The organism is Planctomicrobium stercoris, from assembly GCF_051465655.1.
Taxonomy (GTDB): Bacteria; Planctomycetota; Planctomycetia; order Planctomycetales; family Planctomycetaceae; genus Planctomicrobium.
Genome location: NZ_CP195791.1, coordinates 5,328,994 through 5,343,719 on the forward strand (window position 1 = coordinate 5,328,994; position 14,726 = coordinate 5,343,719).

The 14,726-nt window shown below is 57.3% G+C and carries 14 protein-coding genes; 8 read left to right on the plus strand and 6 right to left on the minus strand.

Annotation, left to right across the window (positions count from 1 at the left end; genetic code table 11):
* The first annotated feature begins 394 nt into the window (after positions 1-394).
* Entirely contained in the window at positions 395-1,432 is a 1,038-nt protein-coding gene (locus SH661x_RS21610) for an IS630 family transposase (protein WP_437221960.1), read from the plus strand.
* Between the two features lie 52 nt (positions 1,433-1,484).
* Positions 1,485-1,997: a hypothetical protein gene (locus SH661x_RS21615; RefSeq protein WP_437225942.1), complete on the plus strand. Its 513-nt coding sequence runs from the start codon at positions 1,485-1,487 to the stop codon at positions 1,995-1,997.
* 833 nt (positions 1,998-2,830) lie between these two features.
* On the opposite strand, the gene SH661x_RS21620 is transcribed toward SH661x_RS21615, so the two are convergent.
* Both SH661x_RS21620 and SH661x_RS21625 read right to left on the minus strand, forming a co-directional pair.
* Positions 2,831-3,352, minus strand: coding sequence for a hypothetical protein (locus SH661x_RS21620; RefSeq protein ID WP_437225944.1), 522 nt, complete (start codon positions 3,350-3,352; stop codon positions 2,831-2,833).
* A 27-nt stretch (positions 3,353-3,379) separates the two neighbouring features.
* The gene (locus SH661x_RS21625; RefSeq protein ID WP_437225946.1) at positions 3,380-3,712 is read right to left on the minus strand and encodes a hypothetical protein; all 333 of its coding nucleotides are present in this window, start codon (positions 3,710-3,712) and stop codon (positions 3,380-3,382) included.
* Positions 3,713-3,905: 193 nt separating this feature from the next.
* Between SH661x_RS21625 and SH661x_RS21630 the strand changes: the two genes are divergently transcribed.
* From SH661x_RS21630 to SH661x_RS21650, 5 genes are all read left to right on the plus strand, one after another.
* Positions 3,906-5,738 carry an AAA family ATPase gene (locus tag SH661x_RS21630; protein WP_437225948.1) on the plus strand — a complete coding sequence of 611 codons (1,833 nt, stop codon included), beginning with the start codon at positions 3,906-3,908 and terminating at the stop codon, positions 5,736-5,738.
* An 80-nt stretch (positions 5,739-5,818) separates the two neighbouring features.
* The gene (locus SH661x_RS21635) at positions 5,819-6,646 is read left to right on the plus strand and encodes an SDR family NAD(P)-dependent oxidoreductase (protein ID WP_437225950.1); all 828 of its coding nucleotides are present in this window, start codon (positions 5,819-5,821) and stop codon (positions 6,644-6,646) included.
* A 119-nt stretch (positions 6,647-6,765) separates the two neighbouring features.
* On the plus strand, positions 6,766-7,503 hold the full coding sequence (locus tag SH661x_RS21640) for a glutamate--tRNA ligase family protein (RefSeq protein WP_437225952.1): 738 nt from the start codon (positions 6,766-6,768) through the stop codon (positions 7,501-7,503).
* Between the two features lie 64 nt (positions 7,504-7,567).
* Complete coding sequence (locus tag SH661x_RS21645; RefSeq protein WP_437225953.1) at positions 7,568-8,296, plus strand: hypothetical protein; 729 nt, start codon at positions 7,568-7,570, stop codon at positions 8,294-8,296.
* A 141-nt stretch (positions 8,297-8,437) separates the two neighbouring features.
* Entirely contained in the window at positions 8,438-9,676 is a 1,239-nt protein-coding gene (locus tag SH661x_RS21650; protein WP_437222029.1) for an ISL3 family transposase, read from the plus strand.
* Here the strand turns inward: SH661x_RS21650 and SH661x_RS21655 are convergent.
* Complete coding sequence (locus tag SH661x_RS21655) at positions 9,673-10,107, minus strand: hypothetical protein (RefSeq protein ID WP_437225955.1); 435 nt, start codon at positions 10,105-10,107, stop codon at positions 9,673-9,675. The two genes, SH661x_RS21650 and SH661x_RS21655, sit on opposite strands and share 4 nt — an antisense overlap.
* 58 nt (positions 10,108-10,165) lie before the next feature.
* On the opposite strand from SH661x_RS21655, the gene SH661x_RS21660 reads away from it, so the two are divergent.
* Positions 10,166-10,333 carry a hypothetical protein gene (locus SH661x_RS21660; protein WP_437225957.1) on the plus strand — a complete coding sequence of 56 codons (168 nt, stop codon included), beginning with the start codon at positions 10,166-10,168 and terminating at the stop codon, positions 10,331-10,333.
* A gap of 6 nt (positions 10,334-10,339) precedes the next feature.
* Here the strand turns inward: SH661x_RS21660 and SH661x_RS21665 are convergent, their stop codons facing one another.
* From SH661x_RS21665 to SH661x_RS21675, 3 genes are read right to left on the minus strand one after another with little or no spacing between them, the layout of a single operon-like run.
* Positions 10,340-11,440 carry a response regulator gene (locus SH661x_RS21665; protein ID WP_437225959.1) on the minus strand — a complete coding sequence of 367 codons (1,101 nt, stop codon included), beginning with the start codon at positions 11,438-11,440 and terminating at the stop codon, positions 10,340-10,342.
* Positions 11,437-12,600 (minus strand): sensor histidine kinase, encoded by a 1,164-nt coding sequence (locus SH661x_RS21670; RefSeq protein WP_437225961.1) that lies wholly within the window; start codon positions 12,598-12,600, stop codon positions 11,437-11,439. Before SH661x_RS21670 ends, SH661x_RS21665 begins: the two co-directional genes overlap by 4 nt.
* Positions 12,587-14,473, minus strand: coding sequence for an AAA family ATPase (locus SH661x_RS21675; protein ID WP_437225963.1), 1,887 nt, complete (start codon positions 14,471-14,473; stop codon positions 12,587-12,589). The genes SH661x_RS21670 and SH661x_RS21675 overlap by 14 nt, the downstream gene beginning before the upstream one ends.
* Positions 14,474-14,726 lie beyond the last annotated feature (253 nt).

A 14,726-nucleotide genomic window follows, 5' to 3' on the forward strand; every position in this document is an offset into this window, starting at 1 on the left:
TCCCGCTCCCAATTTGGAGCGGGACACTCGCTTACGCGTCGTGCTCTGATGACTTGCAACCATGCTGAATGTTTTATGGAGAAGAGTTCGTGTTGAGACCGCGATCTTGAGTCACGACAGGGAGGACTAGCCATACCGGTGCTCTTGATAGGCGCTGGATTGTGGACTTATGTTCGCGGAGTTGATATTTCAGCAGGCGCAGTAAATGAGCACAATGGCGGAGTTCAACACAGAGATTACACTAATCAGACGTTGGACTGGGTTACGGGAGACAAAGAAGCTAAATAGCTCCACATCGTTTCCGGAGCGTCGTTTTCGATTGGTGTAGGAACAAAAACAGGCTTGGTCTACGTTGGGGAGGTGTACCACCACTTCCCTTTCGAGGAGTCAAGCCATGGATGGCAGTATCCAGCTCACAGCTCAGGAACGCAAGATGCTTTTGCAGGCCTATCGCTCTGGAGCCGATCTCTCCACTTCTCGACGGGCTCATATTGTTCTGCTCCGGGCCCAAGGCCTGACCTGGCAGCAGATCAAAACCGTGCTGTTTTGCAGCTTCGACCTGATTTCGACCACGTTGAAATTGTTCACGCAAGGGGGAGTCGCTGCTGTTCTGCAAAAACCGTCTCCGCAGCGTTCCTTTCCAGTCTGGATGACACAGGTCCTGCGGTGGGTCACTCAGTCCACTCCCCGGGATTTTGGATATTTCCGCTCCCGCTGGTCCTGTGAAACGCTCGCTCACCTGCTGGCGTTTGAAACCGGCCTGCGATTGAGCGGAGAAACGATCCGCCGGGGACTGCATCGGCTGGGCTTGGTCTGGCGTCGCCCCCGTCCAGTGGTCGGCCCGGTTGATCCCCAGCACGCTGAGAAATTTCAGGCAATCCAACATCTTCTGAAGAATCTTTCCCACAACGAAGTCGCCGTCTTTCAGGATGAAGTGGACCTGAATTTGAACCCCAAGATTGGCAGCATGTGGATGAAGAAAGGTCAGCAGGCCGAGGTGGTCACGCCGGGGAACAATCAGAAGTGCCATGTGGCAGGCTCGCTGATCTGGGGGACGGGAACACTGCTGGTGAGTCGTCCCTGCTGGCGACGAAACACGGTCCAGTTCCTGGCCCATCTGGACGACCTGCGTTTCCGACTCAGGAGCTTCCGGAAGATCCATGTCATCTGTGACAACGCCAAATTTCATGACTCGAAAGCGGTGAAAGCCTATCTGCAGAAATGGAGTCACCGGATCGAAGTCCATTTTCTTCCCAAGTATGCTCCGCAGTCGAATCCCATTGAACGAGTCTGGTGGCACCTGCACGAGACGATCACGAGAAACCACCGCTGCCAGACCTTGGAAGAACTGATTGACCAGGCGTACGAATGGTTCGAGGTGAATAATAATCACTACCTCGACATGCGACACTCCTTCGCCAAAGCCGCTTAAAACTCACTCCGAGGACGTGGAGGTCCTATTTAGTGACTGGATCGTCTTTGCATTGGATACTGGCGTCATCGCAGTTGATTTCGGCGTTGCAGGATGGATGTTCTTTAAGAAATTCGGAAGACAGAAGGTTCATGTTAGGGATTGGGGACCAGCTGGCAGCGGCTCGCCAAGTGCAGGTGGTCAGTTAACAGACAATGCTTGTGGCATGGCTTGTGGCCAGCATGTCCTAGGTGATGCTGGAATTGACGTTTTTCAATCTAATCTTGCGACAGGCTTCTTCGGTGGTTTGACACCTCAGGACCTTGCAGCGAACATAAATAAATTCCAACCGGGCTGGGTCGGTGGGTTTGTCAACCGTTTAAGCAAGTCGTCGATATTAAAATTGTACAGCTCAAGCGGAAAATTTATTGCGAGATTCGGCGGTGTAAAGGGGCACTTCGTAGTTGTCACTGAAGTAACCGCTGATGTTGTTAAATACTGGGATCCAAAGGGTGGTGTATGTGCTCAGATGGCTATTGACGAATTCTTGGACATAATGACAGGTATCGTGCACAAGGGGAACTGATTTGGTAGATTTGGTCATGAATGATATAAAAGAGATTGTCGTTAAATTTCACAGCAAAAAACTGCTGAACACAGTTGACACAAACATGCTTCTTTCTGAGATATTTGCAGAGTTTGGTGATTCTGTGTCGGTTTGCTTCAAGCTTATGGACGACGACGAGAGAGCGTCTTCTGAGAAAGTATTAAACGACATAACCTATGTTGAAGACCGCTTCTGGGTCCTGCAGCCGACCGATCTCGGAGATGTTCGGAGATCAGATATAGAGAACAATGCGATCCGAAAGGGGCGCAAGTAACGCCTGTAGGGGCTTGACCTCAAAGTTACCCACATTTTTACGTTTGGGTTTGTCATTTTTGACAATGCCGGGGTGCACGGATTGAGAAGCCCTCAATTTGGGTGCCACTGCTCTGCGAGCAGTTCTGAACGTCAAGTGAATACGATTTGTTCTTTGGGAATCAGAATTGGCTGGGTGGCATGTTTAATAGATGAAACTGGTGCCATGCTCATGTCGCGCCAGCAGCATGAGCATGGCTAACGGGGCTGAAGGTTGAGAGGGGGTGTGGCAATTCGGGATTCGTTCCCGCGTCGCAGAGCGGGCTGTTCTAATGAAGGTCGCCACGCCGCTATTTTGTGCCCCCTGCGATAACAGCTGTTCTAATTGAAAGACAAAGTGATCACTGAGTCGCTGGCGCAGTGGACGAATTTCACAGATCATCCATCTCCTGCTCATGAGGAACGTTCAACATGCTGAACCCCAGCGGATGCTGCCTGGGCTGCGAGAAGTTTCCCTCGCAGTGGTATTTACACCTGAATGGGATCGGCCTGTGTGAAGGTCATATCAATGACGATGTGTTGATGATCCGGGAGTCCAGTTCTCCCGTTCGCTGGAAAGGCCAGGGGACGTTCAACTGTGGGGACGAGTTCAGCATCACGGTCACCTGCGAAGAGACCTGTGTGATCACGGTGGCGGCTTCACTCCCGTGTGCGACCCTGCCGCTGGAGTGCGACGTTTTCAGCAAAGACTGTTCGGGGCCGATCCCGGTGTTCACCTTTGCATGCTGGTCCGACAATGTCAGCAATTGCGTATGCTGTCCCGGAGGCGAAGGGGGACTGGGGGGATCCAACGAAACGACGACCACCACCAGCACGACTCCGCCTCCCGATCCGACGGGAGCCTGCTGCATCGATACCGAAGGGGCTGGAGGCTGCCTCGACAACCTGACCTTCCTCCAATGCCTGGCCCAAGTCCCACCGGTGGCATGGTACCAGGATCTGGCCTGCGGAACGTTCACGTGCCCTTCTACCACGACGACCAGCACATCCACAAGTACGTCGACCACATCCACGACATCCACCACACCGGCGCCCCGAGGGGCCTGCTGTTATGACATGGAAGGAACGCCAGCCTGCGTGGACAATGTGACGCAAGCGACCTGTGATTCCCAGATCCCTCCGTCCATCTGGTACGAAGGGGAAAACTGTGCCTCCATTCCCTGCGTTACGACGACCACTTCGACAATGACGACCACCACTCCTGCCGCTACAACCACGACGACCACCTCGGAACCCACATCGACCACTTCCGGTCCGACGACAACGACATCCGGGCCTACGACCACGACCTCGAGTCCGACAACGACCACGTGGGGTCCGACGACAACGACTTCTGGACCGACAACCACCACATCGAGGCCCACCACATCGACATCCAGCACCTCATCGACCCCCTATCCTTTTCTCTGAACTCATCAGCTTTTGATCGAGCTTGAGAGAGATCCTGAGTCATAAGCAACAGGCTGGCCCTTCCCTGGCGAATTTTGCCCGGCCAGATTGAAGTGTAATTGGCCCGAATGTCTTGAACGTGAACGGAACCTGCGGATGCCCGGAACCGATGCGGAATGTTGCTCAGTGGAGACCCCCTTACGGGCAGCCCGAGGTCTGCCGGTGCAGGATCTGACGTTGGCGGCGATGGAACAGACGCTGCGCGGGGGACGATTCGATCCCCTGTTGATCGAGACCGTGTCGCGAGGGCTGTTCAGGTCCTCTCGGCATGTCCTGATCGTGGGGGATGCGGGGGTGGGCAAAACCACCTTGCTGCAGGAACTCGCCCGACAGGCAACTTTAGGGGACCATCCCCATCTCGGCCAGCGGAGGTTTCTCGCGGTCGATTGCCGTCGCATCCCCTCAGGGGACGGCACTGCGTTTCTGGATGGGGTGATGGCAGCCGCAGTCCGGGAGCCGCAGACCATCTGGTGCCTGGACAACCTCGGAAACCTCTTCCAACACAATCGCCAGGCGATCAGCAGCATCTTCCGGGACCTGCTGGAGCAAGCGGAGGGGGGAATCATCGCCACGGTCTCCCCCGAGGAGTTTGCCCAGCTGCTCTCTTCCGATCCTCAGCTGATCCAGAGATTCACCCGGATCAATCTGGAGGAGCCGGGAGAATCCGCGGTGCAGGAGATCGTCCAGCAACAGGCTCAGCTGCTGGCTAAACAGTTTGGGCTGATCATCTCTCCCGAGGTGGTCGAGCGAACCATTGTGCTGACATCGAATTTCCTGCTCAGTGAACGGCAACCGGCCAAGTCGATCCGCATGCTGCAGCGGGTCTGCGAGGACCTGCAGTTCAATCGGACACAGCTCGCCCATCAAGTAGAAGAGCTTCAACTGGGGGACGTGATCCAGGCCCTGTCGCAACGGACCGGCATTCCAATCGAGACGATTGCCGGAGAATCCCGGGAAGAAAACCTGGAATCTGCCTTGATGGATGCCGTCGTCGGCCAGGACCGTGCCATTCGGGAAGTCGCTCGGGAACTCAAGCTGATCAAGGCGGGTCTGAACGAACCTGGCAAACCCGCCAGCGTGATGCTCTTTGCCGGGATGACCGGCGTCGGCAAGACGGAACTGGCCAAGCGGATTGCCGAGCTGTACTCCTCATCCCGGCGGCTGCAGACCTACACGATGGCCAACTTCACGGAGCCACACAGCGTCAGCGGCATCATCGGTGTGCCGCCGGGGTACGTGGGCTATGAAGATGGGGGCCGACTGATCAATGAGCTCAACGCCGATCCCTACTCGGTCATTCTGCTGGATGAAGCGGAGAAGGCGCACCCTAACGTCTGGAAACCGTTCCTCAATCTGTTCGATGAAGGCTGGATCGTCGACCAGCGAGGAGTGAAAGCCTACGCCGATCGCGCAATCTTCATTCTGACCACGAATGCCGGTGACCGGAACATCGCCCAGATGACCAGGAGCGGCAAGAGCAGCGAGGAGATCACCGAGCACGTCAAACAGGCCCTTTCCAAGGTCCGTCACGAACGTTCCACTCAGCCGGTGTTTCCTCCGGCGTTCCTGGCGAGAATCGGGCGGATCGTCGTATTCAACCCACTGGATGAGGCAGCCATGATCGGCATCGCCCAGCGAGTCTGCCGCAGAACAGAACGGCTCTGGCTGCAGAAACGCCATCAACAACTCACCATGACACCAGAGGTGATCGCATGGATCGGAAGAAAAGGGCATGAGTCCAACGAACGCTCTGGGGGCCGCGAAGGAGGACGGATCATTAAGAAGCTGGTCAGCGATGAAATCGAATGCCGAATCCAGTCTGCCGCGATCGCCCATTCATCAAAACACCACTCGTCCGAAACGATTCAGGTGATGATTGAAGGAGACGAGATTCGCGTTGAATTCAGCCCAGACGTCTGCAGCGATCATTCCCTCCGGATGAGTCCCCATAACTTCTGAGCTTCCGGGAACGTTCGCTTCGACATTCTGACTGCCTCACTGTCAAACACCTTGTATTTTCGATCAAAAGGAACGGGCCCATGCCACTCACGGGAAAACGAGCTTTGGTCACGGGGGCAGGAACAGGCATCGGACAGGGGATTGCCTTGGAGTTGGGTCGTCAGGGGGCAGATGTCGTCGTCCACTATTGTCACAGCGAGGCCGGAGCACTCCAGACCGTCGAACAGCTGCAGAACATGGGCCGACGGGCAAAGACGGTAAGAGTGGACTTTCGAGAGACAAGTCAGGTTCCGCAGCTTGGGGTAGCAGCCCTGGAGTTCCTGCAAGGACTGGACATCCTGGTAAACTGCTCCGGCGTGACCATGAATCTCCCGTTCGACGCGATCACGCCCGGCATGTTCGAAACCCTCTACAACATCAATGTCCACGTTCCCTACTTTCTGACGCAGGCGGTGCTCCCGGCGCTGCTCGAATCACAGGGGAATGTCGTGAACATCACGTCCGTGCATGCCTACGAAGGAATGCGGGAACACTCCATTTATGCCGGGACACGCGGGGCGATCGTGTCATTCACGCGCCAATTGGCAATCGAATTGGCACCGCGAGGAGTGCGTGTGAACGGGGTCGCCCCCGGGATGGTTCCTGTCGAGCGATATTACCGTTCAATCCCTGAGTTCGATCCGAACGGTGCCGGGAAGCTGCTCCCGATCGGACGGGCAGGAACCGTGGAGGACATTGCCCGCGTCGTTTCATTTCTTTGCCGGGAGGATGCCGCGTTCATCGTCGGGCAAACGATTGTTGTCGATGGGGGGACGACCTCCTGGATGCCATTTCACACGGAGGAGTTCGGAGGTCCGCTCCCCTATCGATTCGGAGCGGAATATGTTCCAGATCTTCCTCCCCGATGAACCACACTCCTCAGAGGCGATCCTGCGAGCCTCCATCTCGGTTGGCTCCTGCAGTTCTGCTCGGTTCCAGTCAGACACAATGAAACTCGAAAACCTCCATCCGTATTCCAGCGGGGGCCATGTCCGTGAACACGCGTTTTAATCCGACCGCCAATGGGTTTCTGCATCTGGGACACTTGTACCTGATTCTGGTAAACCTGGAGGCGGCCCGCTCGACCGGCGGCCGGTTCATCGTGCGATTTGATGATGACCAGCCTTACTGGCGGGATCGCCTGGGAGAGGAACGCATCCGGTTCTATTGTCAGGGAATTCGCGAAGATCTGGAATGGATGGGTGTCTGTCCCGACCTCTTCAGCCATGAGAGCCTGGATCGGGAACAGAATGAAGCGTTCCTACGTTCTCACGGCTTGGAGCAAATCCCGCCTGTCGCTGAGGATTGTCGGTTTGTCACTCCGCAGATCCTCAATTGTGATCGCCCCTACCCATATGTCCCCTACCTGACAGCGGTCAAAGTGGCACAAGATGCCCGCGAAGGCTGCGATCTGCTCATCCGGGGAGATGACCTGGTGACGGAGTTTTCGTTGTACTGCTGGTACTGTGACCGACTGCGGTTACCCATCCCACAGTTTCAGTATGTGCCGAAGTTGCTCGCTCAGAATGCGGATCTGGCCGATGTCTCGAAAACGTCGGGAAATTACAAGATCCGTGATTTTCGAGATCGTGGTTCCTCTCCCCAAGATGTCGAACAAATGCTGGCTGTCGCCTGCCTGAAAGAGCCTGAAGCAGGTTGGCACGTTGACAATCTGAAGCACCGCCCCAGCCTGGATGCGGCGATGGCAGAACAAACACTGCTCTGATTGACATCCAGATGTTGCATGATGCAACGGCAGATTCGAGAAGGCTTTGAACGGGAGGCAGAGGATGGGTGTCATCATGCTCGACTACGGTCGAAGCTTTGACCTCGAGGCGCTCCACCGTCTCGCTGAGGCCGGCTGCCGGGATATGCTGCTATTCGATGCTTGGCACCGACACGAACCGGAAGATGGAGTCTATGAGCTGGAGACTCTGATCGACTACGCGCGCACCTGTCGCGAACTGGGGATGCAACTCCGGGTGCAGACTCCGATCGGAGTTCCCTCCTGGTGTCCCCGGGATTGGTTTCTGCAGAATGCGGAGGGGAGCCGCAATGACTTTACGGAAGTGATGGCCCGGTATCCCGTGGACGATGGGGTTCCCAACTTCGAACGCCTGATCACTGAGGCGCAGCGGTTTTTGTCTTACTGGATTCCGGAAGCGGAGGCAGCGGTCCACCGCTACGTCTCAAAGCTCCGCACAGTACTCGAACCGGAAGGAGCGATCTGCATCAGTTCCATCGGCATCTGCGGCGAATACCTGTTCCCCTCCGTCTGCTTCTACGGATTCGGGCCGATACCCCCAGATGACTCCCGATGTGTTGAGGTCTCGTCCACGGACGATCAGAACTTCCCCCGGTCTCATGCCGATACATCGCTGCAATTCGATCATGGCCCAGACTTCCGGGCGAACATATTTCCGAATTGCGTCCACAGCATCTTCGGAAACAGGCTTCACTGGAGGCATTTCCTTGGCTTTTGTCCGCCCCTTCTTCACTCATCCAATGCCACGGGTTAGTACTGCCTGGATGCTGGGAACTCCGTGAACCAGTTCTTCTTCAAGTGCCCAGCGGTACATTCTTTTGGGTCTTCCCGGAATTTTGTGGGTGAGGTTGTTTGAATCTGGCGGGAGTGTGGTCAGTTTTGGAAGCTGTTGTTCATGAACACACTTTCTGAGCATTACGGGTTGTTGCTGGGGCTGGACCGGTCCTGGCGGGTGGTGGATGTCGATCTCTCGCTGGAGGAGAAGCGGGTTCAGATTCAGATTGAGCATGTGCCGGGAGCAGCAGTCTGTTGTCCGGAATGTTCGGCGGTGCGGCCGCTGAAGGATCATGCTCCGCAGCGGTCCTGGCGGCATCTGGACACCATGCAGTTCGAGACCCTTCTCACCGCTCGCATCCCTCGCACCGAGTGTCCCGACTGCGGAGTGAAGACGATTGAAGTCCCCTGGGCCGAGCCGCACGGACGGTTCACATTGGTGTTCGAAGCCTTTGCCGTTCGTCTGCTGCAGGTGGCCAGCAGCATCGAGAAGGCCCGGCTTCATCTGCGGCTGAGCTGGATGAGCGTGCAACGGATTATGGACCGAGCGGTCGAACGGGGATTGATCACTCGAGACCTGACAGACATCAGGCATGTCGGCCTGGATGAGAAGAGTTTTCTGAAGGGGCAGGACTACGTGTCTATCATGACCGACATCGATGGCAGCCGAGTCCTGGAAGTCTCCCCCGGACGTGACGAAACCGCAGCCGACACGCTGTGGAACACCTTCTCCTGGGAGCAGAAGGAACAGATCGAAGCGGTGGCGATGGACATGTGGCAGGCGTATCAGAACAGCGTGGATGCTCATGCTCCTGATGCAGAAGTCGTGCATGACCGGTTCCACATCGCCAAGCATCTGAACGAGGCTGTCGATCAGGTCCGGCGAGCCGAGCACAAGTCTCTGATGAAAGAGCAGGACGAGACGCTCAAGGGGACACGCTCGTTGTGGCTTTACAACCTGGAGAACCTCAGTGAGCAGAAGCGAGCGGAGTTCGAGCAGATCAAAGGTGCTCAGCTGAAGACGGCTCGGGCGTGGGCCATTCGAGAACAGTTCCGCTGGTTCTGGGACTGCCGGAGTGCGGAGGAAGCGGACGAGTTCTTCCAGACCTGGTTCAGCTGGGCCATCCGTTGCCGACTCAAGCCGATCAAGCGTGTGGCGAAGATGATCAAAAAGCGGATCGACAACATCCTGAGCTGGTTCCGCCACCAGATCAGCAACGCCGCAGCGGAAGGGTTCAACAGCATCATTCAGTCCCTGAAATCCGCCGCCCGAGGATTCAGGAACTTCGCCAACTACCGAACAAGAATCCTGTTCTTCTGCGGCAAACTCAAGCTGCTCCCAGAATCAGCAAGCCATTAAATTGTGGGAAGAACCATTCTTTTGATCACGGAGATCAAGTCGTTGATGTATTTCCTCGCGTGATCTCGTGCAATCAGCGAGTCCCGAAATCGTATGAGCCGCTTGGGGCCAAATTCCACGGCCCGCAGGTCACGACATTCTTCGTTAAGGTACTTCAAAGCATTGCGGACCACATGCAGGTGTCCGGACGGGTTGCCGTCTTTGACGTAGTAACTTTTCGCGTGTCGCCAGTAGAAGACTGTCAGTTGCCGAATCTTCAAGTCCTTCAAAGCGGACGTCTGTTCGCTTTGCCACTGAGAGATGATCTCGGCATATTTTAGGTGCGAGTCTCTCGAACCAAATTTTCCAAGATAGTGGTCTTTGCCGTTGATCGTGACAACGGCCTGCCCGCTCGCCTTATGAGACCGGTACGTTGGAACCCGCTTCGACATTGCAGCACCTTTCGTTATTTCCGGTAGTTAGCCGGTAACACGAATGCTGCACTGCCAGATGACAGGAAATCGTAAGTTACGATTCAGCAACAAGTTGTGGAGTCGGGACAACTGCCGCAGCTTCGAACCTTGGACACCAGCCCGGGATGCGTTCGCCACCGCGTTCTTTGGCCAACGGGAGCCGCACCTCAACGAACTCTGGGCCATGAGCGAGGAAATGGCGTAAACCGTGCTACATCAGAACGTAGTGACCTGTGCGAGGAGAACCGACGAACCGGATCATTTTCCGGTCCTTCAAATCGGAAAGATCGCGTTTGGCCGTTTTCTGTGAGCAGCCGAAGTGTGTAACCACCATGCTGACGCGGATTTCAGTCCCTCGTCGAATCTGCGTCAGCACCCATTTCTGGCGAGCGTTGAGATCGGGGACATCATCAGGGACATCGGGGTCACCAACGGGGACATGATCGGGGACATGGCCGTTGTGATTGGGGTCATCTGGGACATTTCCAGCCCTGGCGACTTCGACCGCGACGGTGCGTCGAGCACCGACCACAACGGTCACCGCATCGCTGATCCGGTAACCGAGTCCCTTGCTCCGGACAATATCCTGGTCGCCAATCTCAACGTGGGCCTCTTCCAGCACGGTGCTGGAGATCCGTTTTCGGAGGTTGTAGATCGCTTCCGAGATCCCGTTTTGGCCCCGGTTACAGCGAACGCCATCGTGTTCTGCCAACTCATCCCCACTGAACGCGGCATATTTTCCCGCTGCAGTTCGTTCGCTGAGAACCGCAAGAATCCGGTGCATCAGCGGAGTGATCGGCACCTCGACATCGCACACCACCAGCCGCTTCTTCAGCAGTTGCATCTCCCCACCCACGAACGGACGCGGTGGAGCCACAGGCTTTTGTCGAACCGCCGCCGACGTCAGGCGACCGGCGCGGCGCAGGGCTTCGGTGATCGCGCCATCCAGCGTCTTCCCCTCCGTTTTGAACGGCTTGGCCACGTAGTCGGCAGCCCCGAGTTTCACGCACTCGACCCCCTGGTCCGGTCCATGATTGCCATAACCCGTGACGACGATCACCGGACCGAGTCGGGCATCCACGAGTTCCCCCAGAAGATTCAGGCCATTTTGGAGTCGGGCAACGCTGCGTTCGGCCCGAACCGGGATCTCCAGGTCGAGCACGAAGTAATCGTACTGCGTCGTGGCCAACTGCCGCCGGGCCTCGTCCTGGCAGCCCGCGGAATCGCAGGTATGACCCAGGGAGGACACAATGTCCGAAATCACATCCACAATGTGCGGGTCATCATCAATGACCAAGGCGTGCAGAGTCATTCTGCTTCCTCTCCCCAGGCTTCCAGGGGCAGGACGATCCTCACTCTCGTGCCTGCCTGAACTTGACTGTCGATGTCGAGAGTGCCGCCGTGCCCCTCGATGTACCGTCGCGCGGTCGGGAGTCCGAACCCCGTCCCGTCATGCTTCATGGTCTTGCGGCCAGGAATGAACTCTCGAATCTGCTGCAGATCCTCCTCCCCAAACCCCACGCCGTTGTCTTCGATGATGATGGAAACTCGGTCACCATCAGTGCTGGCCAGCACTGCAATCCAGAATGGCCGGGTTTCAACGTCCAGCGAACGAAACGCCTCAAAGGCATTTCGCAGCAGGTTCGTGAACACCGACAACACCTGATGCCGGGCGACTTCCAGCGTCAGCGATTCCGGCACCTGCATCCGCAGTTCGATCCGGGCGGGATCGTGGCCAGTCGATGCGAAGTGGCGTCGGGCGGACTTCGCGGCCTCGCCGATCAGGTCGATCAACCGCTCGCGGCGTCGCTGGCTCGGGATCGGCTGGGCATAGGCTCGCATGTCATCGAGGAACTGTTCCAGGTCCGCGAGGCGCGAGGCAATGGCGTCCGCGTGCTGATTCACCAGCTTGCGATTGGGGGAAGTCCCTTTCGCCAATTCCTTCAGCTCATCGGCGTAGTGTTTGATGGGCGTGAGCAGGCCCCGCATGTTGTGGACGGTCCCCCCCACCAGCAGGTCAAAATGCTTCTCGACGATCCGACGGGCCTTGCGGGTCGGCAGCGACCCGTAGAGCCTCTCCATTGAAGTGTAATCCGCCGCCAAGTCCCCCGGCCGCTCGCTCCGGCTCAAAGCGTTCTTTTCCCCGCGTCGTCGTCGATCCAGCGCCCGGTCCGCATCGCGCCGAACAAAGGCATGGGAGTCGCGGCTGAACACTGCCATCAGGCGACTGAAAACAGGCTCGGGGAGCCAGACCAGCGTGGCGGCTGCCCGTCGGCGGACTTGCCATTTCGGGTCTTCCGCCAGTAACTCCACCACGGACAGCAGTTCCGGTGCGGGTGCTCCCGGCGGTCGCCAGTCCAGGGGTAACAGGGTCTCGCGATCGGGCCAGGGGATCGACTCCCGGTCCGTTTCCAATTGCTCCAGATGCGCGGGCCAGTCACGGTCATCGGGGGAGGCATCAGCGTTTGCCATAGCGTTCTCCCCGCTTCCGGAACGCCTCGGCTCCCCCTTCCAGCAACGTCACGATCTCATCTTTGCAGCCATCTACGCCCCCTTCCTTGATCAGTCGGGATCGTGTGCCATCGGAATCGAGCACGATGACCTGTTCGGCATCCCCCAGCACGGGAATGTTCGGATTGTGCGTGACGAGAATAAGTTGACGCTGCTGCTTCACCCGTCGCAGACTCTTGACGACGTTTTCGAAGATGAACCGATTGTCGAGGTTGTCTTCGGGCTGATCGATGATGAGCGGGTTGTCGCTGTCGAGCAGCAGGATTGGCAGAATTGTCGTGCATTTCTGACCGGTGGAGAGTGACGAGGTGTCCTTATAACCCTCGCCATCCTTCAGTTCGATCAACGGTTGGTCGCCGAGTTCGATCGCTTCCAGGCCGTACAAAAACTCTTGGTCCGCCAGCGCAACCGCCACTTTCCCCGCCTGCTCGTGGGACAGTTCCGCACGGTCAATCAAAGAATCTGTGTCGCGGGCACGGACGACTTCGGCCAATTCCGTCGGCGTGAGCGCCGTTGCGATCTTCTGCGCCACGAGGGACTGTTTGACGCCGCTCCCCTTGAGTCGAGACTCCAGCGCAGCGCGATAAAGATCCGTGTTGCCGTACTGGGAAATGGAAATCCGGATCGTGGGGGACAGTGCAGTGTTGATCCGCCCGGCGACTTCCCTCCGAGCGGCAAAACGCTCATCCCGGACATCACACAGCTGTCGCAACAGGCTCATCCGTTCGGACCGCAATTCACCAATGCGGAGTTGCACCTCCTCCAAACGGAACTGGCGGGATAGCAGATGATTGCGTTGTTTCTCCAGCGCGGAACGTTCGGCTGCCTGATGCTGGGCCTGCTGGTGTTTCTCAATGGTCGTCCGGAACGCCAGCTCCTGCTGACGATGACGCTGGGCCAGGTGGGCGATCTGCTGACTGAGGTCGGCATCCAAGGTCGCCAGGCGATCGATAGCCCGGAGGAGCAGCCGATCAACATCGCCGCCGCACGCCTGCCATTGAAGGGTCACTTCCTGAAGTAAGTCGCTGTTCGGACCGCCACTCGTTTCCGCATCGAAGAGCGCCCCAGTTCTTCCCAGCAGACCTCCCTGCAGCTGCCGCAGAGACTGCCCCACCTGCGCAAGCGACTCTTTCGCTCGTTGCAGTAAACGTGATTCCCGGTCCCTCAGCCCTTTCAGGCGATGGGCTTCATTGACCTCCGCCGTAACACCGCCGGCCGGGCCTGCGAATCCCTTCAGCTTCTGTTCGACATTGGGCAACCCTGCCAACTCTTCCTGAATCGACCCCACTTCTTGCTCCAGGGGAATCATTTGATGGGCGTTCACCAGCAGCAGGGAAACGAGCTGCTTCTCACGGGATGCGATCTGCTGGATCGATTCCGACGCGAAACTGTCGATCAGGTCCAACTGAAACAGCGGACGGTCCGCAATCGATTCCACCGCGTTCTGGCCGTAGACATCGGTGCGGAACAAACCAGCTTTCAGATTCAATGAGGCCGCAACCCCATCGGCATCCAGCACAATCGGATCATCCCCAAACGATCGGGTCACCCGGTAAGCGGTCCCATCCAGCGCCCGGATTCCAACTTCAATCCGCCCGCCGTTCAGGTTCCGCTTGATCAGCGTTTCGACACGTTTCCGCTCCTGCGGCGCATGATCGGAACTGGGGAGCGTGTCGAGGGCATAGGCCAGGCACTCGACCACGGTCGTCTTGCCCGTTCCGCGCGCCCCAATGATCGTGTTCAGCCCTGCGCTGAACGTGATGTGCAGTCCATCGAGGAATCCGCCAATGACGGAGAGGTACTCGATGCGCTGGAAGACTGAATTCCCACTCACAAGATGCTCCAGAAACCATCTCTGAAGCGGCCCCAGTGGTCAGGAATCCCGCACGGCTCGTGTCGGCGCAAGCACAAATCGCCGACTGATCTTTAAGTGTGATTGTGAACCCGCGAGAAACACCCACCGAGTTGGCTTCGATGTCCGGCATGACAGAGCCGGCGGGCTGGGTTCCACCGCACAGATGCGGCTTGGGTGGCTTCGCGATGTTGTAATGGATCTCCGGGCATTGTCAAGAATCTGATCGGAAAAT

What these genes read in the sequence shown, in the direction of transcription:
- SH661x_RS21665 (WP_437225959.1), bottom strand. Translation starts at nt 11,440, where the DNA reads ATGACTCTGCACGCCTTGGTCATTGATGATGACCCGCACATTGTGGAT.
- SH661x_RS21635 (WP_437225950.1), top strand. Translation starts at nt 5,819, where the DNA reads ATGCCACTCACGGGAAAACGAGCTTTGGTCACGGGGGCAGGAACAGGC.
- SH661x_RS21670 (WP_437225961.1), bottom strand. Translation starts at nt 12,600, where the DNA reads ATGGCAAACGCTGATGCCTCCCCCGATGACCGTGACTGGCCCGCGCAT.
- SH661x_RS21640 (WP_437225952.1), top strand. Translation starts at nt 6,766, where the DNA reads ATGTCCGTGAACACGCGTTTTAATCCGACCGCCAATGGGTTTCTGCAT.
- SH661x_RS21655 (WP_437225955.1), bottom strand. Translation starts at nt 10,107, where the DNA reads ATGTCGAAGCGGGTTCCAACGTACCGGTCTCATAAGGCGAGCGGGCAG.
- SH661x_RS21660 (WP_437225957.1), top strand. Translation starts at nt 10,166, where the DNA reads ATGACAGGAAATCGTAAGTTACGATTCAGCAACAAGTTGTGGAGTCGG.
- SH661x_RS21645 (WP_437225953.1), top strand. Translation starts at nt 7,568, where the DNA reads ATGGGTGTCATCATGCTCGACTACGGTCGAAGCTTTGACCTCGAGGCG.
- SH661x_RS21650 (WP_437222029.1), top strand. Translation starts at nt 8,438, where the DNA reads ATGAACACACTTTCTGAGCATTACGGGTTGTTGCTGGGGCTGGACCGG.
- SH661x_RS21610 (WP_437221960.1), top strand. Translation starts at nt 395, where the DNA reads ATGGATGGCAGTATCCAGCTCACAGCTCAGGAACGCAAGATGCTTTTG.